The 22,823-nt window shown below is 55.6% G+C and carries 15 protein-coding genes, 7 tRNA genes and 3 rRNA genes; 23 read left to right on the top strand and 2 right to left on the bottom strand.

Going from position 1 to position 22,823, the window contains the following annotated elements; translation table 11 throughout:
• Position 1: 1 nt before the first annotated feature.
• Together SIC15_RS03200 and erpA are read left to right on the top strand one after the other, a co-directional pair.
• Positions 2–487, top strand: coding sequence for a bactofilin family protein (locus tag SIC15_RS03200; RefSeq protein ID WP_305967289.1), 486 nt, complete (start codon positions 2–4; stop codon positions 485–487).
• Between the two features lie 83 nt (positions 488–570).
• Positions 571–903 carry an iron-sulfur cluster insertion protein ErpA gene (erpA, locus tag SIC15_RS03205; RefSeq protein ID WP_205632679.1) on the top strand — a complete coding sequence of 111 codons (333 nt, stop codon included), beginning with the start codon at positions 571–573 and terminating at the stop codon, positions 901–903.
• Between the two features lie 11 nt (positions 904–914).
• Here erpA and SIC15_RS03210 read toward each other — a convergent pair whose 3' ends face one another.
• Positions 915–2,012: an anhydro-N-acetylmuramic acid kinase gene (locus SIC15_RS03210; protein WP_412537071.1), complete on the bottom strand. Its 1,098-nt coding sequence runs from the start codon at positions 2,010–2,012 to the stop codon at positions 915–917.
• Between the two features lie 7 nt (positions 2,013–2,019).
• On the bottom strand, positions 2,020–3,429 hold the full coding sequence (locus tag SIC15_RS03215; RefSeq protein WP_069184824.1) for a peptidoglycan DD-metalloendopeptidase family protein: 1,410 nt from the start codon (positions 3,427–3,429) through the stop codon (positions 2,020–2,022).
• Positions 3,430–3,733: 304 nt separating this feature from the next.
• Here SIC15_RS03215 and tyrS point away from each other — a divergent pair, with 304 nt between their 5' ends.
• From tyrS to secE, 21 genes are all read left to right on the top strand, one after another.
• On the top strand, positions 3,734–4,936 hold the full coding sequence (tyrS, locus tag SIC15_RS03220; protein ID WP_069184837.1) for a tyrosine--tRNA ligase: 1,203 nt from the start codon (positions 3,734–3,736) through the stop codon (positions 4,934–4,936).
• Between the two features lie 474 nt (positions 4,937–5,410).
• A 16S ribosomal RNA gene (locus tag SIC15_RS03225) occupies positions 5,411–6,950 on the top strand.
• Between the two features lie 91 nt (positions 6,951–7,041).
• Positions 7,042–7,118, top strand: a tRNA-Ile gene (locus SIC15_RS03230).
• Between the two features lie 96 nt (positions 7,119–7,214).
• A tRNA-Ala gene (locus SIC15_RS03235) sits at positions 7,215–7,290 on the top strand.
• Positions 7,291–7,596: 306 nt separating this feature from the next.
• A 23S ribosomal RNA gene (locus SIC15_RS03240) occupies positions 7,597–10,488 on the top strand.
• 112 nt (positions 10,489–10,600) lie between these two features.
• Positions 10,601–10,715 (top strand): 5S ribosomal RNA (rrf, locus tag SIC15_RS03245).
• Together the 16S, 23S and 5S rRNA genes with 2 tRNA genes alongside form the textbook arrangement of a ribosomal RNA operon.
• Positions 10,716–11,224: 509 nt before the next feature.
• On the top strand, positions 11,225–12,616 hold the full coding sequence (ltrA, locus tag SIC15_RS03250) for a group II intron reverse transcriptase/maturase (RefSeq protein WP_374964994.1): 1,392 nt from the start codon (positions 11,225–11,227) through the stop codon (positions 12,614–12,616).
• A gap of 402 nt (positions 12,617–13,018) precedes the next feature.
• Positions 13,019–14,131 (top strand): hypothetical protein, encoded by a 1,113-nt coding sequence (locus tag SIC15_RS03255; protein WP_227514547.1) that lies wholly within the window; start codon positions 13,019–13,021, stop codon positions 14,129–14,131.
• 10 nt (positions 14,132–14,141) lie between these two features.
• Positions 14,142–15,221: a hypothetical protein gene (locus tag SIC15_RS03260; RefSeq protein WP_412537072.1), complete on the top strand. Its 1,080-nt coding sequence runs from the start codon at positions 14,142–14,144 to the stop codon at positions 15,219–15,221.
• Complete coding sequence (locus SIC15_RS03265; protein ID WP_412537073.1) at positions 15,218–15,766, top strand: hypothetical protein; 549 nt, start codon at positions 15,218–15,220, stop codon at positions 15,764–15,766. The genes SIC15_RS03260 and SIC15_RS03265 overlap by 4 nt, the downstream gene beginning before the upstream one ends.
• Before the next feature lie 20 nt (positions 15,767–15,786).
• The gene (locus tag SIC15_RS03270) at positions 15,787–18,189 is read left to right on the top strand and encodes a DUF6160 family protein (RefSeq protein WP_412537074.1); all 2,403 of its coding nucleotides are present in this window, start codon (positions 15,787–15,789) and stop codon (positions 18,187–18,189) included.
• A gap of 102 nt (positions 18,190–18,291) precedes the next feature.
• Entirely contained in the window at positions 18,292–19,257 is a 966-nt protein-coding gene (locus tag SIC15_RS03275) for a biotin--[acetyl-CoA-carboxylase] ligase (RefSeq protein ID WP_069184026.1), read from the top strand.
• Positions 19,254–19,988 carry a type III pantothenate kinase gene (locus tag SIC15_RS03280; protein WP_412537075.1) on the top strand — a complete coding sequence of 245 codons (735 nt, stop codon included), beginning with the start codon at positions 19,254–19,256 and terminating at the stop codon, positions 19,986–19,988. The genes SIC15_RS03275 and SIC15_RS03280 overlap by 4 nt, the downstream gene beginning before the upstream one ends.
• Positions 19,985–20,653 (top strand): hypothetical protein, encoded by a 669-nt coding sequence (locus SIC15_RS03285; RefSeq protein WP_412537076.1) that lies wholly within the window; start codon positions 19,985–19,987, stop codon positions 20,651–20,653. Before SIC15_RS03280 ends, SIC15_RS03285 begins: the two co-directional genes overlap by 4 nt.
• A 31-nt stretch (positions 20,654–20,684) precedes the next feature.
• Positions 20,685–20,760: transfer RNA gene (locus SIC15_RS03290), tRNA-Thr, on the top strand.
• A 39-nt stretch (positions 20,761–20,799) separates the two neighbouring features.
• A tRNA-Tyr gene (locus tag SIC15_RS03295) sits at positions 20,800–20,884 on the top strand.
• Positions 20,885–20,895: 11 nt separating this feature from the next.
• A tRNA-Gly gene (locus SIC15_RS03300) sits at positions 20,896–20,970 on the top strand.
• Between the two features lie 14 nt (positions 20,971–20,984).
• Positions 20,985–21,060: transfer RNA gene (locus tag SIC15_RS03305), tRNA-Thr, on the top strand.
• A gap of 51 nt (positions 21,061–21,111) precedes the next feature.
• Complete coding sequence (gene tuf, locus SIC15_RS03310) at positions 21,112–22,308, top strand: elongation factor Tu (RefSeq protein ID WP_136629937.1); 1,197 nt, start codon at positions 21,112–21,114, stop codon at positions 22,306–22,308.
• Between the two features lie 37 nt (positions 22,309–22,345).
• Positions 22,346–22,421 (top strand) — tRNA-Trp (locus SIC15_RS03315).
• 33 nt (positions 22,422–22,454) lie between these two features.
• On the top strand, positions 22,455–22,823 hold the full coding sequence (gene secE / locus SIC15_RS03320; protein WP_064228582.1) for a preprotein translocase subunit SecE: 369 nt from the start codon (positions 22,455–22,457) through the stop codon (positions 22,821–22,823).

The following is a 22,823-nucleotide window of genomic DNA, read 5'->3' on the forward strand; positions in this document are numbered from 1 at the left end:
CATGCTTGGCAAGAAAAAGCAGAAGCCGCGCCGGCCCACTGGCCACTTTGACACACTTATTTCCTCACGAACGACTGTGGAAGGCGATGTGCATTTCAGCGGTGGGCTTCATGTGGATGGCCGAATTCGCGGGAAGGTGGTTGCCGATGAGGGCACAGATGCAGTACTGAGGGTCTCGGAGGTGGGCGAAGTTACGGGCGACATCAACGCGCCTCACGTCATCATTAACGGTACGGTAAATGGTGATGTCTACGCATCGGCACATCTTGAACTGGCGGAAAAAGCGGCCATCAATGGCAGCGTTTACTACAACCTGATCGAGATGGCGATGGGCGCCTCGGTGAACGGCAACCTGGTTCATCAGCGGGAGCCCGTCGGGCTGCTCTCCCAGGATGCCAAATCTGCCGGTGCCGGCCCTAAACAGGCTCCTGCCGGTGATCAAACAGCGGAGCCCGAGGCATCGGGCGATGGTGGAAAGTCCGAATAGTTGATTGTTTTAGTCGGGAATACCATAATCGCATAGTCGTTCACGAATATCCGGAGGCGAACTTGAGCGCAGTTCAGCAACAAATGGCGACACCGCTGTTCTTCAGTGACAATGCCGTTGCCAAAGTACGTGAGTTGATCGAGGAAGAGGAAAACCCCGAACTGAAACTTCGCGTCTTTGTCACAGGTGGTGGCTGCTCCGGATTTCAGTACGGCTTCTCGTTTGATGAAAACCAGGATGAAGAAGACACCGTGATCGAGCGTGATGGCGTGTTCCTGCTGGTTGATCCGATGAGTTACCAGTATCTGGTGGGCGCCACGATTGATTATCAGGAAGGCCTGCAAGGGTCACAGTTCGTGGTCCAGAACCCTAATGCCAGCTCCACTTGCGGCTGTGGCAGTTCCTTCTCCATTTGATCCGGAAAACGTCAGGCGGGGTAGATGGCGCCCAGAATGCGTGGCCCGGCTGCTCCGGTGACTTCCGGGAGATTCCCGGGTTTTCCTTCCAGCGCCTGTTTTGCCAGCCATGCAAATGCCACAGGCTCTACCATCTGCGGGTCTAGCCCCAGTTCCGAGGTCAGTGAAAGTTGGGCCTCGGGCAGTGCCTTACCCAGCTCTTCCATCAAAAGCGGATTTCGCGCCCCGCCTCCGCAAACGTAAACCCGAAGGCCCCTGGTCACAGGCAGTTGGTCTACGACGCTCGTAACGGTCAGTTGCAGCAATGTCCTTTGAATATCTTCCGCTGGAATCTCCGGATGGCGACCTACCAGTGTTCTGACCCAATCAAGATTGAACCTTTCTTTCCCGGTGCTCTTCGGGGGCGTCTTCGAAAAGTAGGCATCAGAGAGCATGTCTTCGAGAAGTTCCTGGTTGACCGAGCCCTCGAAGGCCCAATGGCCATCGCTGTCAAAAGGAAGTCCTGTCTGGTCCAGGCACCATGCGTCCATCAGTGCATTGGCCGGGCCGGTGTCGAAGCCGGTGGCCGACGTGTTTTCACTGGCGGGGAGCCAGGTGATGTTGGCGATGCCACCGAGATTCAGAATGCAGCGGTTTTCCGTATTCGAGCTGAAAAAGGCCTTGTGGAAGGCAGGAACCAAGGGTGCCCCCTGGCCTTTCGCCGCCATATCCCTACGCCGGAAGTCGGCGACCGTCGTGACATTCGTAGCTTCGGCAACCACGGAGGGATTCCCAATCTGGATTGAAAAAGGAGCCGTGCCGGAGGGTTGGTGCCGTATGGTTTGTCCATGGCTGCCAATGGCGCGAATCGCGGTTGGGTCAAAACCTGACTTTTGGATGACTTCGTTCGCGGCCTCGGAAAACAGCGTCCCGACGAGGGTGTCCAGCTCACCGACCTCGTCCGGTGCAGCCTGATTCTGGCTGGCAGCAAGCAGGCGATGGCGAATCTGGTCGGGGTAGGGAGTGGTATGCGAGGCGTGAATCGTTACGGTGTTGTTCTGGAAAGACACCAGCACGGCATCAATGCCATCCATGCTGGTGCCCGACATCAACCCTATCCAGGCTTCCATTCTGCGTTCAGTCGTCTGAAGCCAGTGCGAGTTGCTGGTAGCTCTCGCGGAAAACGTCAAATTGGGCGATGCGTTGCTCTGTGAACTGCTTGAATCGGGCCATTTCGGAGGACGGAATGGGTTTGGCATCCGGCAGCTTGACGGTGCGCGAGTTGCGCGGCGACCCGTTCAGCCTGAACTCGTAGTGCAGGTGCGGACCAGTGACCATGCCGGAGGAGCCGACGTGGCCGATAGTCTGGCCCTGCTTGACCCGTGTACCGTTCTTGATACCTTTGCCCAGGCGGCTCATGTGGGCATACAGGGTGGTGATGTTGTCACCATGCTGGAGGATAACGGTTCGCCCGTAGCCACCTTTCCAGCCGGCAAATTTAACCCGCCCTGAACCTGCAGCCTTGATGGGCGTTCCGGGAGGCGCCGCGTAGTCGGTGCCTTCGTGCGGGCGGACAACGTCCAGCACTGGATGTCGGCGCTGCAGATTAAAGGGAGAGGAAACCCGGGCATTAATCGGGGTCCGCAGGAAGGCTTTGCGCATGCTTTTGCCGTCCGGCGCGTAGTAATCGGCATCGCCATTGCTGTCGGTGTAGAGCAGGGCGAGGTTTTCTTCGCCACGGTTAACAAATCGGGCAGACAGGATTCGACCGGTATCGAATTTCTCGCCGTCCAGGTAGAGTTCTTCGTAAACCACTTCGAACTGGTCGCCCTTGCGGACATCGTAGACGAAGTCGATATCCCAGCCGAAGATACCGGCCAGCTCCATGGTCAAACGGTCATTTAGGCCGGCTTCCCGTGCAGCCAGATAAAGAGAGCCGTCAATGGTGCCTGATGCGAAAGCCGGTCGTGCCTCCGGTTTGCGAATTTCGGTCTCGCCGGTAAAGCTCTCACCGTTCTTTTTAATCTTCAGGGTTTCCAGGCGATTTCTTTGCAGATCAATCGCTGCAAGTGAGCCGTCATCGGTTGTTGCAAAGCGAATAGTCTCGCCCGCGTAGAGGCGCTGCAGCTTGTCTGCCTCGCCATCACCGTGAATAACAGAAAGCATGATGCCGTCATTGAAGCCCGCCTTCTTGAACAGGGAAGAAAGGGTATCGCCGGACTTGATCGCGAAGGTTTGCCAGTCGAATTCGGGCTGCTTCGGAGCGGCAGTCTGTTCCGGCTCTGCAACGCTTACCTGTTTGCTGGCTTCTACAGCCATTTCTGGCGCGGATGCTTCCGGCTGGGTTTCTTTGGCTGCACCGGCTGGCGGTGTTGCTTCCACAGTTGCTGCGCCGGTTTCGGAAACAGTGCCCTGCTCCAGATCCAGGGAGTAGGACATCCGCTTTGCTTCAACGTTGCTGCTGGGGCTCATAAGAATGGCAGCGGTAACAACAACCGTGGCCGCAGCAGCAATGGTAATGTGAGTTTTGGGAAACATTTTCAGCACGTATCGCACCCGTTTTAATCGGCATTACGGCAGCTTGTACTACCTAATTAAAGCTGTTGTTCAAGTATAGTCCAACAGATTACCGTATAAAATGCATGCGGGACAGCGTGGAACATTACGGTTACTGTTCCATCCTCCGGATTTCTTTCGACAGCGTTGTTATAATACGCCGCCCTGTAAACTCGGTGTTGGTCAATTTCTGGTCAGCTAACTTTAGCAGGGGAACAGGTAACTCACAGATTTCTTTTGTTGAACTCTGTAACTGACAGAATTTTTTCAGAATCAAAGCGGGGACGTGTTGTTCATGGCATCCATTGATGAAGCGTTGGCGATAATCAAGCGAGGCGTAGACGAGCTCATTCCGGAAGATGAGCTTATCGAGAAATTGAAAGAAGGTCGTCCGCTCCGGATCAAGGCCGGTTTCGATCCCACTGCGCCGGATCTTCATCTTGGGCACACGGTTCTTATTAACAAACTTCGTCAGTTCCAGGATCTGGGGCACGAAGTGATGTTTCTGATCGGTGATTTCACCGGGATGATCGGTGATCCGACCGGCAAGAGTGCAACGCGTCCTCCTTTAACAGAGCAGCAGGTCGCCGAGAACGCGGTTAGCTATAAAGAGCAGGTGTTCAAAATCCTGGATCCTGAAAAAACGCGCGTCATGTTCAATTCCGATTGGATGAGCAAGATGAGCGCTGCAGATATGATTAAGCTGGCGGGCCAGTATACCGTCGCCCGCATGCTTGAGCGGGATGATTTCACCAAGCGCTACCGGGCTGAGCAGGCGATCGCAATTCACGAGTTCCTCTACCCTTTGGTGCAGGGTTACGACTCAGTTGCCATGGAAGCTGATGTTGAATTGGGGGGTACCGATCAGAAGTTCAACCTCCTTATGGGTCGTATCCTGCAGAAGCACTATGGGCAGTCGCCTCAAGTGATCCTTACCATGCCAATTCTGGAAGGGCTTGATGGTGTTCAGAAGATGTCCAAGTCTCTGGGGAACTATGTGGGCGTTAACGACTCACCTGGCGAAATGTATACCAAGCTGCTCTCCATGCCGGATGATCTCCTGTGGCGCTACTTTGAACTTTTGAGTTTCCGGCCGCTTGCCGAAGTGGAAGGCTTTCGTGAGGCTGTTGCTGGCGGAGCGAATCCCCAGGACTATAAAAAGCTGCTCGCGGAAGAGATCATTACCCGCTTTCACGATGAGGAGGCAGCCCGAACTGCTCACAAGTCCGCCGGTAACCGGGTGGCGCTCGGCGAGATCCCTGATAATGTGCCGACTGTTGAGGTGTCTTTGGAGGGGCAGGCCGAGATTCCGATGGCGGCAGTGCTTCGCCTCGCCGGTTTGGTAAAGAACGGGGCGGCGGCCCGGGATGTCCTGGGGCGCGGAGCGGTATTTGTCGACGGCCAACAATTCGAAGGCGATCGGATGTTTGTAGAGGGTGATGATTGCGTAATCCAGGCGGGCAAGAAGAAGATCGCCCGTGTTCTGATTACTGCGTGACCGATTTTGGGCGATTTTGAGTTTTTTTCAGAATCGCCGTTGACACCCCCGGGCAGGTCTGTAGAATGCGCATCTCCTTCGAGGGGCAAGCCACTTAAGCGGCTCCAAATTTGAAGGGCAACTGCTTGAAAGTGTTGAAGAAATTGAGTTTAAAAATTCTTCAGAAAGCAGTTGACAGGCAAGCAATTCGCTGTAGAATGCGCGCCTCGAAATAAGCAGTAAGCCGGGTGATTTTTCGGCGCTTTCCGGGGACGGAAAACATCGAAAAATAAACGGTTGACAAGGCAGCGGAACGATGTAGAATACGCGGCCTTGATTGAGCAACAGCTCAAACGCTCTTTAAAAAGTTAACCAAGTAATTCGTGTGGGCGCTGGCCGAGGTATTTCGGATATGAAATATCAGGACAGTGACTCGTCGAAATTGAGTTTTGTCTTGAGCATGATTTTTGAAACCTTCGGGTTTCAGTATGATTTAAACTGAAGAGTTTGATCATGGCTCAGATTGAACGCTGGCGGCAGGCTTAACACATGCAAGTCGAGCGGTAACAGGGGGTGCTTGCACTCCGCTGACGAGCGGCGGACGGGTGAGTAATGCATAGGAAACTGCCCAGTAGTGGGGGATAGCCCGGGGAAACCCGGATTAATACCGCGTACGCCCTTCGGGGGAAAGCAGGGGATCTTCGGACCTTGCGCTATTGGATGTGCCTATGTCGGATTAGCTAGTTGGTGGGGTAAAGGCCTACCAAGGCGACGATCCGTAGCTGGTCTGAGAGGATGATCAGCCACATCGGGACTGAGACACGGCCCGAACTCCTACGGGAGGCAGCAGTGGGGAATATTGGACAATGGGGGCAACCCTGATCCAGCCATGCCGCGTGTGTGAAGAAGGCTTTCGGGTTGTAAAGCACTTTCAGTGAGGAGGAAAAGTTGGTCGTTAATACCGGCCAGCCTTGACGTTACTCACAGAAGAAGCACCGGCTAACTCCGTGCCAGCAGCCGCGGTAATACGGAGGGTGCAAGCGTTAATCGGAATTACTGGGCGTAAAGCGCGCGTAGGTGGTTTGATAAGCGAGATGTGAAAGCCCCGGGCTTAACCTGGGAACGGCATTTCGAACTGTCAGGCTAGAGTATGGTAGAGGAGTGTGGAATTTCCTGTGTAGCGGTGAAATGCGTAGATATAGGAAGGAACACCAGTGGCGAAGGCGGCACTCTGGACCAATACTGACACTGAGGTGCGAAAGCGTGGGGAGCAAACAGGATTAGATACCCTGGTAGTCCACGCCGTAAACGATGTCTACTAGCCGTTGGGACTCTTGAAGTCTTAGTGGCGCAGCTAACGCACTAAGTAGACCGCCTGGGGAGTACGGCCGCAAGGTTAAAACTCAAATGAATTGACGGGGGCCCGCACAAGCGGTGGAGCATGTGGTTTAATTCGACGCAACGCGAAGAACCTTACCTGGCCTTGACATGCAGAGAACTTTCCAGAGATGGATTGGTGCCTTCGGGAACTCTGACACAGGTGCTGCATGGCCGTCGTCAGCTCGTGTCGTGAGATGTTGGGTTAAGTCCCGTAACGAGCGCAACCCCTATCCCTAGTTGCTAGCAGTTCGGCTGAGAACTCTAGGGAGACTGCCGGTGACAAACCGGAGGAAGGTGGGGATGACGTCAGGTCATCATGGCCCTTACGGCCAGGGCTACACACGTGCTACAATGGCGCGCACAGAGGGCTGCAAACCCGCGAGGGGGAGCCAATCTCACAAAACGCGTCGTAGTCCGGATCGCAGTCTGCAACTCGACTGCGTGAAGTCGGAATCGCTAGTAATCGTGAATCAGAATGTCACGGTGAATACGTTCCCGGGCCTTGTACACACCGCCCGTCACACCATGGGAGTGGATTGCACCAGAAGTGGTTAGTCTAACCTTCGGGAGGACGATCACCACGGTGTGGTTCATGACTGGGGTGAAGTCGTAACAAGGTAGCCGTAGGGGAACCTGCGGCTGGATCACCTCCTTAAACGAAGCCGAATGCTTCGGTCAGAGTCCACACGAATTACTTGGTTGGCTGAATAAAGAGAGCAGATGGGTCGTTGCAGGCCCGTGTTTTTGGGTCTGTAGCTCAGGTGGTTAGAGCGCACCCCTGATAAGGGTGAGGTCGGTGGTTCAAGTCCACCCAGACCCACCAGAATTATCCAGCTCGGCGTTATCGAATGACTTGCATAGCAGGCTATGCGGCGCCCTTCGATGCCTTGATCTGAATAATTCTTGTAATAGCTTTTATGGGGCTATAGCTCAGCTGGGAGAGCGCCTGCCTTGCACGCAGGAGGTCGGCAGTTCGATCCTGCCTAGCTCCACCAAATTACTGACTAACTTCGGTTAGCAGTGTGCAGAAACAAGTGTTTCAACTTGATGAACAAGTTCGAAGCCCTTCTTTCTGATCACTGGGTCAGATTTGCTCTTTAACAAATTGGACGAGATAGAACACAGATTTTTTTCTCTCATTATCTCCGAGAGAAAAGTTCAAAAGTGATAGCGATTTCAAGCGTTATCCGGTGTTGTCGTTGAAGTGGTTGTTATATCGCTTCAAGGAACTGTCTCCACTTATTGATGCCCTGGTTTGCCAGGTTGTCGATGGATGGAACACAGTTGTCTTGGGGTTATATAGTCAAGCAACTAAGCGCATACGGTGGATGCCTTGGCAGTCAGAGGCGATGAAAGACGTGGAAGCCTGCGATAAGGCTCGGGGAGCTGGCAAACAAGCTGTGATCCGGGCATCTCTGAATGGGGAAACCCACCGACTTTCGGGTCGGTACCTTACACTGAATCCATAGGTGTAAGGGGCGAACCGGGGGAACTGAAACATCTAAGTACCCCGAGGAAAAGAAATCAACCGAGATTCCCTAAGTAGCGGCGAGCGAACGGGGACTAGCCCTTAAGCTAGACAACTGGTAGGAGAAGGCTCTGGAAAGTGCCGCCATAGTGGGTGATAGCCCCGTATCCGAAACCTGAGTCTGGTGAAATCGAGTAGGACGGGACACGTGATATCCTGTCTGAACATGGGGGGACCATCCTCCAAGGCTAAATACTCCTGACTGACCGATAGTGAACCAGTACCGTGAGGGAAAGGCGAAAAGAACCCCTGTGAGGGGAGTGAAATAGATCCTGAAACCGTATGCGTACAAGCAGTCGGAGCGGACTTGTTCCGTGACGGCGTACCTTTTGTATAATGGGTCAGCGACTTATGTTCAGTGGCGAGGTTAACCGTTTAGGGGAGCCGTAGGGAAACCGAGTCTGAATAGGGCGATTTAGTCGCTGGGCATAGACCCGAAACCGGGCGATCTATCCATGAGCAGGTTGAAGGTGCCGTAACAGGCACTGGAGGACCGAACCCACTGTCGTTGAAAAGCCAGGGGATGACTTGTGGATCGGAGTGAAAGGCTAATCAAGCCCGGAGATAGCTGGTTCTCCCCGAAAGCTATTTAGGTAGCGCCTCGGACGAATACCACAGGGGGTAGAGCACTGTTTCGGCTAGGGGGTCATCCCGACTTACCAACCCGATGCAAACTCCGAATACCTGTGAGTACTATCCGGGAGACACACGGCGGGTGCTAACGTCCGTCGTGAAGAGGGAAACAACCCAGACCGCCAGCTAAGGTCCCCAAGTACCAGTTAAGTGGGAAACGATGTGGGAAGGCTCAGACAGCTAGGAGGTTGGCTTAGAAGCAGCCATCCTTTAAAGAAAGCGTAATAGCTCACTAGTCGAGTCGGCCTGCGCGGAAGATGTAACGGGGCTCAAACTGGTCACCGAAGCTGCGGCTGCATACGTTGTATGCGGGGTAGGGGAGCGTTCTGTAAGCCTGCGAAGGTGTGTTGAGAAGCATGCTGGAGGTATCAGAAGTGCGAATGCTGACATGAGTAACGACAATGCGGGTGAAAAACCCGCACGCCGGAAGACCAAGGGTTCCTGCGCAACGCTAATCGGCGCAGGGTGAGTCGGCCCCTAAGGCGAGACCGAAAGGTGTAGTCGATGGGAAACGGGTTAATATTCCCGTACCTTGGATAGCTGCGATGGAGAGACGGAGAAGGCTAGGTGAGCCGGGCGACGGTTGTCCCGGTTTAAGCGAGTAGGGAGTGGACTTAGGCAAATCCGGGTCCACAATCCCGAGACGTGACGACGACTGCTCATAGAGCGGGAAGTCATTGATGCCATGCTTCCAGGAAAATCTTCTAAGCTTCAGGCTATTCGAGACCGTACCCCAAACCGACACAGGTGGTCAGGTAGAGAATACCAAGGCGCTTGAGAGAACTCGGGTAAAGGAACTAGGCAAAATGGTGCCGTAACTTCGGGAGAAGGCACGCTGGCAGTAAGTGAAGCCCCTGCGGGTGGAGCTGAGACCAGTCGAAGATACCAGGCCCCTGCGACTGTTTATTAAAAACACAGCACTGTGCAAACACGAAAGTGGACGTATACGGTGTGACGCCTGCCCGGTGCCGGAAGGTTAATTGATGGGGTTAGCGCTTGCGCGAAGCTCTTGATCGAAGCCCCGGTAAACGGCGGCCGTAACTATAACGGTCCTAAGGTAGCGAAATTCCTTGTCGGGTAAGTTCCGACCTGCACGAATGGCGTAACGATGGGGGCGCTGTCTCTACCCGAGACTCAGTGAAATTGAAATCGCCGTGAAGATGCGGTGTATCCGCGGCTAGACGGAAAGACCCCGTGAACCTTTACTATAGCTTCACAGTGAACTTTGAGCATGTTTGTGTAGGATAGCTGGGAGGCTTTGAAGTGGGAACGCCAGTTCTCATGGAGCCAACCTTGAAATACCAGCCTGACATGTTTGAGGTTCTAACTTGGTCCCCTTATCGGGGATGAGGACACTGTGTGGTGGGTAGTTTGACTGGGGCGGTCTCCTCCCAAAGCGTAACGGAGGAGCACAAAGGTGGGCTAAGCATGGTCGGACATCATGCGGTTAGTGTAATGGCACAAGCCCGCTTAACTGCGAGACAGACACGTCGAGCAGGTACGAAAGTAGGTCATAGTGATCCGGTGGTTCTGTATGGAAGGGCCATCGCTCAACGGATAAAAGGTACTCCGGGGATAACAGGCTGATACCGCCCAAGAGTTCACATCGACGGCGGTGTTTGGCACCTCGATGTCGGCTCATCACATCCTGGGGCTGAAGCCGGTCCCAAGGGTATGGCTGTTCGCCATTTAAAGTGGTACGCGAGCTGGGTTTAGAACGTCGTGAGACAGTTCGGTCCCTATCTGCCGTGGACGTTGGAGATTTGAGGAAAGCTGCTCCTAGTACGAGAGGACCGGAGTGGACGAACCTCTGGTGTTCGGGTTGTGACGCCAGTCGCATTGCCCGGTAGCTATGTTCGGACAGGATAACCGCTGAAAGCATCTAAGCGGGAAGCCCCTTCCAAGATGAGATCTCCCTGGACCCTCGAGGTCCCTGAAGAGCCGTTCAAGACCAGGACGTTGATAGGTCGGGTGTGTAAGCGCTGCGAGGCGTTGAGCTAACCGATACTAATTGCTCGTGCGGCTTGACTATATAACACCCAAGACAATTGCGGATAACGCAGAGCGCAAGCTCAAACGAAATCAAACATCACTGTCAGTCCAACTGACCGTTCTATCCCGTCCCCCAGTGATCAACCGTTTTGCCTGACGACCATAGCGGTCTGGAACCACCTGATCCCATCCCGAACTCAGAAGTGAAACAGACCAGCGCCGATGGTAGTGTGGCGTTGCCCATGTGAGAGTAGGTCATCGTCAGGCTCCTAATACCAAAACCCCAGCATCTTCGGTGCTGGGGTTTTTTATTGGTGCGCCAGGCATGGCGCGTAGCGCCTTGACGGCGCTGTTCCGGTACAGGTGGTGCTGGCCGGATGACTTGGGGGTGCAAGTCCCCTGTGGGCCCGGCAAGGGGAACCACTAGCCGGACGGCAAGGGTGTCCATTGCGAGGTGGAATCTGAAGGAAGCCGCAGGCAAAGCACTGGCCCGACGAACAGGAATCGTATAAGGCGGTCACACCGGGCAAGGCGGCCAATATCGTCAAAGCCCAGTACTTGCACGGAAGGTGTGGACGTAGATGCGGCGAGCATAAGTGTGAAGGTCACGCGTCTTACCCTGGGAAGTCTGGTTCTCTGCCACTGTGCTACCTGCCCCGTGAGGGGCTGGGATGGGGAGCCAGAACTCAGCCGAGGCCATAGTAGGTGCGTTACCGCGTACTGAAGGGCCGAACATGGTTGGCCGCCAGTAGGCGGTGAGTTCTCGTGATGTGCTTATGAAGACAGAAGCGACCCGGATGGGTCAGGGCATTCAGGGAGAGGCCGGACAGTATCCGGTCGAGACTGAAGTCCGTGTCGAGGCAGACGCGGGGGCTCACTCGTGGACGAACGCGGAGCCGAACACGCTGATGGAACAGGTGCTTGAGCGCCAGAACCTGATGCGTGCGTATCAGCGGGTGGTGTCCAACAAGGGAGCTGCCGGTGTCGATCAGATGCCGGTGGCAGCCCTGAAAGGCCACCTGCAACAGCACTGGCCAACGCTGCGTCAGCGGCTGTTGGCCGGAGACTACCATCCTCAACTGGTACGCCGGGTCAGCATCCCCAAGCCGCAAGGCGGCGAACGGACGTTGGGCATCCCGACGGTACAGGATCGCCTGATCCAACAAGCGCTTCACCAAACACTGAGCCCGATGCTGGAGCCGACGTTCTCGGATCACAGTTACGGGTTCCGTCCCGGTCGGAGTGCCCATCAGGCGGTTAAGGCGATGCGGCAACACATCAATGATGGCCACCGTTGGGTGGTCGATCTGGACCTGGCTCAGTTCTTTGACCGGGTCAATCACGATGTGCTGATGAGCCTATTGGCTCGTCGCATCCCCGACCGGCGGGTTCTTGCCCTGGTCCGGCGTTACCTGCAAGCCGGCATGCTCGAAGGTGGGTTGGTCAGCCCGAAGCGGGAGGGGACGCCTCAAGGCGGCCCCCTGTCACCCCTGCTCTCCAATGTGCTCCTGACCGAACTGGATCGGGAGCTGGAGCGGCGGGGACACCGGTTCTGCCGTTACGCTGACGACTGTAATATCTACGTCCGAAGCGAAAGGGCTGGCCACCGGGTCATGGCCAGTATTACCCGCTTCCTGGAAACGCGCCTTCGCCTGAAGGTGAACACGACGAAAAGCGACGTGGATCGCCCCTGGCGTCGGAACTTCCTGGGATACAGCGTAAGCTGGCACAAACGGCAGGTGCAGTTGAGGGTCGCTCCTAAGAGCTTGAAGGCCTTCATGACCAAGCTGCGTCCGCTGTTCAAGCGGTCACGGGGCCAATCACTGGCCACGACCATCCGGACGCTGAACCCGATGCTCAGAGGCTGGGCGAACTACTACCGCCTGACCGCTTCGAAGCGCCCGGTGGAGGCCCTGGACGGCTGGATAAGAAGGCGACTCCGTCTGATCCTGTGGCGACAGTGGAAGCGAGCCAGTACGCGGGCTCGCTACCTGATACGGCTGGGTCTTACCGAGCTGAGAGCATGGGCGAGTGCCACTAACGGTCGCGGTCCCTGGTGGAACAGTGGTGCACCACACATGAATGCGGCGCTGCCCAGGAAGGTATTCGACCGTCTGTCCCTGGTCAGCTTGCTGGATACGATGACCCGGTGTCAGCAACAGTGCTAAAGGTCCGTAAAGGGGTCAATACTCACCGTTGTTGACACCGGCTTCAGAGCCATCCATGAACCGCCGTGGTACGGAACCGTATGCCCGGTGGTGTGAGAGGACGGGGGAGGTAACTCCCCCTCCTACTCGATCCTGAAATCTGAGAAATCCCAAAATCATGACGCCGCGCACAGTGACAACGTGTAACCAGCGTTAAACTTCTGTAAAAGAACTGGCGAAAACAACACCAAAAACCGAAGCCAGCCTCAGAGACGCTCATCAGTCATCTTTTAATCAGCCGCCAACAATAAGAAGCGGCAGCGGTGAGATGTGACTATGAGTAAAACAATTTCCTCGCTTCTCCTCCTGCCTTTACTGGCCTCGGGGGTCAATGCCGATTTGCGCCCGATTTCGGACCAACAGATGTCTGAAGTTACAGGGCAGGCTTTTATATCGGTTGATCGCCAGTACCATCCTGATGCCAACGACAATACCGCCTATACCCGGGTCAATCTTGGAATGGATATTGAAATCCAGACCAACGTAGATGTCCTGGAAATGGGTCGTTACGACCGGGAAGGTGAAAAGCCGGGCACCTCGGACGTCTATATTGAAGATTTTGCCCTTGGTTATATCAATAATCAGGCCTATTTTGACGCGAATCCCGAAGCCCCCAGGCAGCGAAAGGCTAACGGCAGTGCTTATGGCGAGGGTGAGATAGTCCCTTTCCACATCCAGAATCCCTTCCTGGAATTCGCCTTTGATGAAGACACCGACGAGGTGGTCGGCTTTCGGCTTGGGTTCGGCGAATCCATGGGCGTTCTCTCAGGGAAGATCGAAACCCTGACCGGCAATGTGAATGTGGATATCATTGATCGAGGTGAGGGGCTCTCAGAGGCAAATTCCTCCGGGAATCTGTTTGATCAACTGATTGTTCTCCTGACGCCACTCCTTGAGGGTGGTAGTCCGCTCTCCACCAAAGCCGAGCTGGTTTATGGTGCGGAGGGTGATCCAAACATTGGCGAGCTGGATCCCATAAGAGCCGAATATATTGGCATTCCGAACGGTGAGCGATTCGTGCTTGAAGGCGCCAGTGGATTTACCCGTTGGTCGGTACAGAACCTGATCGGCTGGGGATCGAGCTCCCGGATTGAGGTTCCTGACTGTTCCTTTTTCAGCTGTTCCGGCGGTGACATTTATGTCTATGCCCAAGATTGCCTTGTCCTGGGGATCGACTCTTGCTTCGACCTGGATATCTACAACAGCTTCCCCGTGGGCGAAGTCGGTGAGGTGAACGGCGAGAGGCGAATCACTGGCCCGGCTGATGGCGCCTTCATTTCCTTCCAGACCAAGGATCTGGACTGGTTGAAGGATGTAAAGAAAACAGACTTCACGCCCGAGGATTTCATCAGGGCAACCTCGGGTGCATTCTTCAATATCCCAAACGGAGCGACTGAGGTGAATCTCAACGAGGCGCTCTATGGCACCCAGCGTTACCGTACCGAGTACATCGACCGCGGCAAAGGCCTGTTCTGAGGAGCGCTTTATGACATGGTTCAGTTCCAGACAGCTTCTTGTTTCCGTATTTCCTCTTCTTACAGTTTGGAGCGTACTGGTCATGCCTGGTTATGCCGAGGCAGAGCTTCAGGGCCTCTCGGAAACGGAAATGGCTGGAATTGACGGTGCTGGTATCGGCCTGGTCTTGGAGAATTTTAAATTTTCCCACGGAACAGACGAGCCGGATGCATCGGGTGGGCAGGCACGCATTTTTCGGATCGGAGGCATCAAGAGCACTGATGGTCGTGATGTCGATATAACGGTGAACCACCTCTATATCTCTGGCGCCAATAGCAACTATGGCCAGGCCTTGGGTCCGGTGAACCTTGGGCGGCTTCTTAACCCTTGGCGAATCGATGTTGTAGATGGCAACGAAATCGGCATCGCCAACAAGGCGGTTCTGGAGTTTGCGGCCAGTTCCAGGGTTTCTGCCGGCCAGGGCTACGATTGCATGGATTCCAGTGCCGGTTTAGGCAGCGGCACCTGTTCCAGTCGCCCGGCCACTGTGGATTACATTGGGGAACGTGCGGATATTGGTATGCAGATGAACGTCGCGGTGGGTGACGACCGGTCTGCCAACATCAATATTCACGCCAAGAGCGCTGTTATCGACGGAAGTTATCTGCGTCTCTGGGGAGACGACGATCGGCGCCAAATGGTTGGACAGTTCAAGCTCAATTTTTATTCTCCGGAATTGTCGATAAACGCCTGCGCACAGGATGGCTCCAGCTGTGGCTCACGAATTCTGATGAGTAATTTTGCGCTTGAGCTTGCGATTGGTAATCAGCTTCAGCCGGTGTTCTTCGATGTTGATGGTAGTGGAAACTTTGTGGTGGAGGTGGCCGCGATTCGGCGTCCTCAACCGGGCGAGATCGGTGCGGACGGCCTGAGAAGTAGCAGCGATGGTGAAGCCTGGGATTTCTACGAGTCCTATTACACCAATCCGGAATTCCGCAGCAATCTGAAGATCGGGAATTTCAGTGTAGGCGACCGTGATTTTGGCTCAGCCCGAGTCCAGGGCATGCTCATACAGCATCTGAATATAAAAACGAGGGATCTGAGCCAATGAAAGCCATCCTGTGCAGAACGTCTCTAGCCCTGGCTATTTTGCTGCTTGCTCCGCCGACCCTCGCGGAGCTCTCCCGACTTGGTGATGAAGCCCTTTCAGACATCTCGGGCCAAGGCGGGATCTATCTGTCCGGCGACATCAGTATCAACGAGATGGGTGGTCCCGTTGAGAACAGCTATTTCGGACGCTGTGACGATGCCGACAAAAAGTGCGGTGCCCGCTTTGCCTACCGCCTTAAAGAAAATGGGGGGTGGATGGTCCTTGATGATATTCGCGGTAATTTCGCGTTTGAGGGGCTGACACTACGGGTCCGCACCGTTGATTCCGGGTTCGGGGGTGATGGAGGGCAGTTCAACCGGGATGTTCTGGAACTGGGTTTGCCAAACACCGTCCGGTTCAATGACGTCCAATTCAAGATCTCCGCCAGCAGTACAGCGCGGCCAACCGACCCGGGGTTTCAACAGACCGACATATTCTCAGTGGATATGCGAGGAGAAGTTGTCATGGAAGGCAACCTGCTTGTGTTTCCTGCCGGTAATCCGTAATGGGCAAGAGGATGATGATTATGTGGGCTCCGGACAGTGGCAGGCCATTTACCTCGACGGCTATCGGGCTGGCGTGCCTGATCAACGCCTCCTGGGTGTTTGCCGATATGAAAAGCCTCGACGACACCGCGTTGGCCAACATCAGCGGTCAGAGTGGCTTGACCATGGAGCTGGACCTTGCCTTGACAGCAGATCGTTTGTCCTACTATGACGATGACAAAGGCATTCATCTGGAAGGCTTCCGGGTTGGTTCAGCCATCGATTCGGCAGGTCAGGCGTTTCATCTGGTTCGGATCGACATCGAGGACGATGCGTCCCTGAACCTTGATTACCTGGTCGAGGATCGGAGAGTGGAGTTTGGAGATATCCGCCTCGCCGGGGCGCCGGGAGTCAGTATGGGTGGCGTCTTTTTCGACCATGCCCTGGAGGGATATCTGAACATCAGCCAGGGTGGTTCCGTTGGCGGGGCGGGCTATACGTTCGACTCGGCCTACACCATGACCGGCGGCCGCCTGGGTTATCGCACCAACGGTAATGAAGTGTTCCTGGATGATATCACCATGAACGTGGAGGCACTGGGGGTAACCTTGGAGTTGGTTGGCGACACTCTGGCCCTGAATGCCCCCAGGGTTACCGGGGATTGGGAAGTCGGCGCAATTCGCTACAGCAGTAACCCTCTGAATCATGGCGTATCGCTCGATTCCGGCACCGGCCAGCCGTTGCCCAGTTATGGCAGTCTTGCCGGTAGCTACGACCTCTCATCCAGTACTGGCATTACCGCCGGCGGGCGCTCCGGGGAAGGCCTTCGCATCGATAACGAGACGGTTATTCACTCGGCGACCTTCCTCTATATGGATGACGGCAAGGCTCTGGCCCTCAGGGACATCACCGGAAGCTATCGAATCAACGACCTCAGGCTTGATGTGACAACCGACTGGAGGAATCGTCCGGCCCTTGCCCTGACCCTTGGCTCCCTGGACGGGCAGTTTAATATCGGTGCCATTGAGGTTGGCGGCAGTGGGAGAAGCATCGGAGAGGTGAACGTCAGCTTTCTGCTTAAGGACCAGGTGTTCAATGGACGCAACTATTCCAATGCGGTCTATCTCCAGGGCGGTGGTCATCGGGATGCCGGCCCCCAGGGCTTGCGGCTCGCTACGGAATGGAGCTTGCGGCTTGCCGATTTCAGCTACACGGAAGACGGGAACAGGGTGATCTTCAGCGGCCTTCAGTCGTGGGGGCAGGGTGATGTTACGGTTAACGTGACTCGCAATGAGATGATCAATGGCACCCAGTTTTTCGATGGCCTGCGCATCGGGTTTGAGGATGTCCGGGCTGGATACCGGATCAACGGTCTGCGGGTGGGCAGTGAGGATGCTCCCTTGCAGGGTGGCACTGAGCTGCTGCTGGCGCTGGGCTTTTATCCTGCCTATGAGTTTGAACTGGATGGCCATATGACGCTTGGCCCCGGTGGTGCCTCGGGTGAGGGGATTACCATCAACTCGGATGTCCGGATTCATGATGGCAAGGCCGCCATTATCGCGGTGCCCTACGATCAGGGTAACGGCGAGGTTCCGCAGAAGGGGCTCTGGATCACCGAGCTGGATTATGATTCCCACGTTCGGGGCATGACAGTCGACGTCACGCAGGAGGGGCTTGCGATTGTCAAAAGCGAAGCCTGGAGCACCATGGACATCGGCAACCTGAGGATTGGTGACAAGGAATCAGGCCGGAGTTTTGGGCGATTCGTGGTCCAGAAATATGAAACCGGGAGCAGTATGACGATCGTGCCGGGAGGCGCCGGTAATGTCTGCGCCGGTGGCGTTGGTGACAGTCCATCGTCCTGTGCCAGCTCTGGAGGTGTCTGGGAAGCCCGGGGTGAGGAAGGGCTGACTGTGCGCCTGAAGCAGGTGTTTGCAAAGGCCGCCGGTGAGGACCGAAAAAACGCGCTGACCTGGGAAACCAACCGGGAAACCAATGGCGTTGGCGAAGCTGTGAATGGAACGGGCACGCGTCTGGTTCTGAACGATATCCATACCAGCGATGGCGGTGACTTCGATGGTGATGGCGTGGAAGACAATTCGTTTGGCCTGCGCACCGACCTTTCCGTGGATGTCTACCAGACCCGGGTCGTAAAAAAGACGGACGGTCCTGACGCTCTGGGCGTGGTTGGCAACCGGGGTGACGAGAAAATCATGGATGGCGCATCAGCTTCGGGTTATCGCTATGTGGCCAATCCGACCCTGCAGGAAGCCGAAAATCGCCCGCTGGGTTTTGCCGTGAAAGCGAGAAGTCAGTTCAAGGAGCTCTCCATCAATAATATTGATCTGGTCCACCCCGTTGGCGGAGCACAAACCGCGGTATACGGTGTGAAAATGCAGAACTTCGATATCAAGGCGAACCTCACCGCGACACCGATTCCCTGATCTGTCGGCAGCCAATTCGCAAAGGCAGGCTGCCGACTTTGTCTTTTTCCTTCCCCTGGTGTTTAATCCGGCCTTACCCACTCTCATGGCTGGATGCGTGTAATGAAATCCAAGGCACTTATAGAGCTGCTCAGTGACGGACAGGTCCATTCGGGAGCTGCGTTGGCCGAAAAACTCGGGGTCAGTCGCACGGCAATCTGGAAACAGATCCGTCGCGCAATGGACGAAGGTGCGGATATTGCCACGATCCGTGGGCGCGGCTACCAACTGGTGTCCCGGGTCGACTTGCTCGACCCTGCGGCAGTGCTTGATGGAATTGCCTCCGGGCGGGAAGAGGAACTGGCGCTGACCGTGCTTGATGAAGTGGATTCGACCAATGCCGAAGTGATCCGACAGATCACGGCCGGTACCCGGGGTATTCCGGTGGTCATGGCCGACTGCCAGACCTCCGGGCGCGGGCGACGTGGACGTGTGTGGCAGAGCCCTCGGGGTGAAAACCTGTATCTGAGCATGGGCCTGACGTTTCACGGTGGTTTCGGGGTACTGGACGGGTTGAGTCTCGTACTGGGGGTTGCGGTGGCCAATGCCCTGGAGCGACTGGGAGTGCCCGAGGTGGGGCTCAAATGGCCGAACGATATTTTTCTGCCCGACGGAAAGCTTGGCGGCATTCTCGTGGAGCTGCAGGGCGAACTCGAAGAGGGCGTTGTGCAAGTGATTGCCGGCATTGGTCTGAACGTTCACATGTCCCGGGCCGAGGGTGTCGATCAGCCCTGGAGCAGTCTTGCCAGGGTATGCCCGAACGTCGACTGGTCGCGGAATCAGATTGCCGGCGCCATTATCGATGCGGTTCTGGATGCGGTGCCCCTGTTTTCGGATGTCGGTTTCGCGGATTTCCGCGAGCCCTGGCAGCGAAGGGATATCTTTATGGGGAAGCCGCTTCAGGCTCGGGGTGGTGATGTTGAAGGCGTCGGCTGTGGTATCGATGACGCCGGAAACTACCAGATACGGACCCAAACCGGGACTGTTCCGGTACGCGCAGGGGAAATCAGTCTGCGAGTGGTGTCATGAAGCTTTTTATTGATGCAGGCAATACCCGGTTGAAGTGGTGTCTGGATGACCAGGATTGCACTCTGGCAACAGGCACCGGATCACTGGAAGATGAGAACCCTTTGAGCTCAGCAGGAGAGCTCATAAGGCAGGTAAGGGGTGTTGCCATATCCACCGTTGCTTCCGAAGAAAGGCGCACTCATCTGATGGATTCGCTCGCAAAGCTCTGTCCGGCGCCGGTGAAGTTCTACTGGTCCGAGCAGTCCCGTAACGGACTTGTAAACGCCTACCAGGATGTATCGAGAATGGGGGCAGATCGTTGGCACGCAATGTATGGCGCCTGGCTCGATCACAAGCAGGGCTTCGTGGTGGTGGATGCCGGCAGTGCGGTTACCATCGACTATGTGGATACGAGTGGCCAGCATCTCGGTGGGTATATCCTTCCGGGGTTGCAAATGATGCTGCGGAGTCTCAGGACGGACGCGGCGCGAATCTGGTTCGACCCTGATCAGGGATTGGCGACAGACCCGGGACGGAATACCGGGGAATGCGTGAACCATGGTCTTGCCTGGCTTTCCGGTGCCATGATCGAGCGTGTTATCGCTGACGCCCAAAAGTACGGGCTGTCTGATCTGTTGGTGACTGGCGGTGATGCGAATCGCCTGCTTGGCCTTGGGCTGCCTGGTACCCATCGGCCCGACCTGGTGTTGAGCGGCCTGCGTGCGATTCATGCCGAGGACTCGTCAGAATGAGGTGGTTGGCACTGGTGCTGGTGCTGGTCAGTATTGGCATCTATTACCTGCCAGGCTTCGTCGGTCCATCCGGCGGAATGGCCAAAGTTGCCAGTGGTAGCTTGCCGCGGGTGGCCAGCCTGAAGTCTCCGGATCCTCGTAATGATGCGGTGGCGATACCGTCAGGGCGCTATGACTCGTCTTGTGTGCGCCTTGGATGGATCGAAACCGCGGAGCGTGCGCGAAGGCTAGTGGCCAAGCAGCCCCTTGCCGAGGAAGCCGGCTTCAAGGTCGAGGAAGTCGAGCGAGAGTTGCCGCCCTTGCACTGGGTCCTCATCCCGCCCCAACCTGAAGCCGTGGCGTTGCGCCAGTTCCGTGACATTCAGCGCCAGGGGATTGATTCCTATCTGGTCACCGAGGGCGAGAACCGCAATGCGATCTCCCTGGGGCTATTCGAGTCCAGGGAATCTGCAATATCCGTGCTGGAAGAAAAAAAACGTCAGAATCTTAATGCGGTACTGGTCAACTTCCCCCGAAATCAGATAAGCTACGCGCTCTCTTTTGAGGCGGAACCGGAACTCGCTGAAGAACTGGTTCAGGCGGTGAAAGCGGATTACGGCAGCAATTTCGATTTCGTTGAAATCAGGCCTTGTGAAGGTGTTGCAACGCCAGAAAAAAATCCGTAGTATACCGCCCTCGCTGACGAGGCGAATGTGAGCTGGCGTAGCTCAGTTGGTAGAGCAGCTGACTTGTAATCAGCAGGTCGGGGGTTCGATTCCGTCCGCCAGCTCCACTTTAAGTTTTGACGGATTTGCGTAAGCAGGTCCGACTCGGAGGGGTTCCCGAGTGGCCAAAGGGATCAGACTGTAAATCTGACGGCATCGCCTTCGCAGGTTCGAATCCTGCCCCCTCCACCACTAAATTGCTCGCGGGCATCGTATAGTGGCTATTACCTCAGCCTTCCAAGCTGATGACGCGGGTTCGATTCCCGCTGCCCGCTCCAATTTGTTTTGTAATGCTCATGTAGCTCAGTTGGTAGAGCACACCCTTGGTAAGGGTGAGGTCGGCGGTTCAAATCCGCCCATGAGCTCCATTATTTATCCGGTCAACGTCACGATCCTGGTTGATTAGGGAGATTGGTCAAATGTCTAAGTCTAAGTTTGAACGTAATAAGCCGCACTTGAACGTGGGCACCATTGGTCACGTTGACCATGGTAAGACCACTCTGACCGCAGCGCTGACTCGTGTATGTCACGAAGTGTTCGGTACCGGTGAGAGTCGTGCCTTTGACCAGATCGATAACGCACCGGAAGAGCGTGCGCGTGGTATCACCATCGCCACCTCTCACGTTGAGTACGATTCACCGACCCGTCACTACGCTCACGTAGACTGCCCGGGCCACGCTGACTATGTTAAGAACATGATCACTGGTGCGGCACAGATGGACGGCGCGATCCTGGTTTGCTCCGCAGCTGACGGCCCCATGCCGCAGACCCGTGAGCACATCCTGCTGTCCCGTCAGGTTGGCGTACCTTACATCGTTGTGTTCCTGAACAAAGCGGACATGGTAGACGATGAAGAGCTGCTCGAGCTGGTCGAGATGGAAGTTCGTGATCTGCTGAGCCAGTACGACTTCCCGGGCGACGACACTCCGATCATCACTGGTTCCGCGCTGATGGCGCTGGAAGGCAAGGATGACAACGAGATGGGTACTACCGCTGTCAAGAAGCTGGTAGAAGCTCTGGATGACTACATCCCTGAGCCGGAGCGTGCGATCGATCAGCCGTTCCTGATGCCGATCGAGGACGTCTTCTCCATCTCCGGTCGTGGTACTGTTGTAACAGGCCGTGTTGAGCGTGGCATCCTGAAGACCGGTGATGAAGTTGAGATCGTTGGTATTCGTGATACCCAGAAGACCACCTGCACCGGTGTTGAGATGTTCCGTAAGCTGCTGGACGAAGGTCGTGCTGGTGAGAACATTGGTGCGCTGCTGCGTGGTACCAAGCGTGACGACGTTGAGCGTGGTCAGGTTCTGGCGGTTCCGGGTTCCATCACTCCGCACACCAAGTTCGAGTGCGAAGTGTACGTACTGTCCAAAGAAGAAGGTGGTCGTCATACCCCGTTCTTCAAGGGCTACCGTCCGCAGTTCTACTTCCGTACTACCGACGTAACCGGTTCTTGCGAGCTGCCGGAAGGTGTGGAAATGGTTATGCCGGGTGACAACGTCAAGATGAGTGTTACCCTGATTGCTCCGATCGCCATGGAAGATGGTCTGCGCTTCGCGATTCGTGAAGGCGGCCGTACCGTTGGTGCCGGTGTAGTCTCCAAGATCATCGAGTAATTGACTCGAGAGTAAGTGCGCTGAGTTGTTTCGGTGCAGGCCAGTAGCTCAATTGGCAGAGCAGCGGTCTCCAAAACCGCAGGTTGGGGGTTCGATTCCCTCCTGGCCTGCCATTTTTTAACATCCGGATACATAAGTTGATTCCTATGGAGTCAAAAGCCGTTCAGTCAGCCAGCCGTTTCGATTTCCTGAAGTGGCTGGTTGTTTTCGTTCTGATCGCCATCGGTGTGGTGGGGAATCAGTATTTTAGTGCCGAGTCTCTGCTGTATCGGGTTCTGGCTCTTGTAGGTCTCGCCATTGTGGCGGCGCTTGTTGCCCTCCAGACCGACCGCGGTCGTCGTTTCGCGACGCTGCTGAAGGAAGCGAGAGTAGAGATCCGGAAAGTGGTATGGCCCACCAGGCCCGAGCTCGTGCAGACGACAGCGATTGTTGTGGTGTTTGTGCTGGTTGTGGCGCTTTTGTTGTGGGGTATGGACTCGCTGATCAGCTGGCTGGTCGCCGGGTTTATCGGTTAA

The organism is Marinobacter sp. MIT932201, assembly GCF_047123295.1.
Taxonomy (GTDB): domain Bacteria; phylum Pseudomonadota; class Gammaproteobacteria; order Pseudomonadales; family Oleiphilaceae; genus Marinobacter; species Marinobacter salsuginis.

What these genes read in the sequence shown, in the direction of transcription:
- SIC15_RS03200 (WP_305967289.1), top strand. Translation starts at nt 2, where the DNA reads ATGCTTGGCAAGAAAAAGCAGAAGCCGCGCCGGCCCACTGGCCACTTT.
- erpA (WP_205632679.1), top strand. Translation starts at nt 571, where the DNA reads ATGGCGACACCGCTGTTCTTCAGTGACAATGCCGTTGCCAAAGTACGT.
- SIC15_RS03210 (WP_412537071.1), bottom strand. Translation starts at nt 2,012, where the DNA reads ATGGAAGCCTGGATAGGGTTGATGTCGGGCACCAGCATGGATGGCATT.
- tyrS (WP_069184837.1), top strand. Translation starts at nt 3,734, where the DNA reads ATGGCATCCATTGATGAAGCGTTGGCGATAATCAAGCGAGGCGTAGAC.
- ltrA (WP_374964994.1), top strand. Translation starts at nt 11,225, where the DNA reads ATGAAGACAGAAGCGACCCGGATGGGTCAGGGCATTCAGGGAGAGGCC.
- SIC15_RS03255 (WP_227514547.1), top strand. Translation starts at nt 13,019, where the DNA reads ATGTCTGAAGTTACAGGGCAGGCTTTTATATCGGTTGATCGCCAGTAC.
- SIC15_RS03260 (WP_412537072.1), top strand. Translation starts at nt 14,142, where the DNA reads ATGACATGGTTCAGTTCCAGACAGCTTCTTGTTTCCGTATTTCCTCTT.
- SIC15_RS03265 (WP_412537073.1), top strand. Translation starts at nt 15,218, where the DNA reads ATGAAAGCCATCCTGTGCAGAACGTCTCTAGCCCTGGCTATTTTGCTG.
- SIC15_RS03270 (WP_412537074.1), top strand. Translation starts at nt 15,787, where the DNA reads ATGTGGGCTCCGGACAGTGGCAGGCCATTTACCTCGACGGCTATCGGG.
- SIC15_RS03275 (WP_069184026.1), top strand. Translation starts at nt 18,292, where the DNA reads ATGAAATCCAAGGCACTTATAGAGCTGCTCAGTGACGGACAGGTCCAT.
- SIC15_RS03280 (WP_412537075.1), top strand. Translation starts at nt 19,254, where the DNA reads ATGAAGCTTTTTATTGATGCAGGCAATACCCGGTTGAAGTGGTGTCTG.
- SIC15_RS03285 (WP_412537076.1), top strand. Translation starts at nt 19,985, where the DNA reads ATGAGGTGGTTGGCACTGGTGCTGGTGCTGGTCAGTATTGGCATCTAT.
- tuf (WP_136629937.1), top strand. Translation starts at nt 21,112, where the DNA reads ATGTCTAAGTCTAAGTTTGAACGTAATAAGCCGCACTTGAACGTGGGC.
- secE (WP_064228582.1), top strand. Translation starts at nt 22,455, where the DNA reads ATGGAGTCAAAAGCCGTTCAGTCAGCCAGCCGTTTCGATTTCCTGAAG.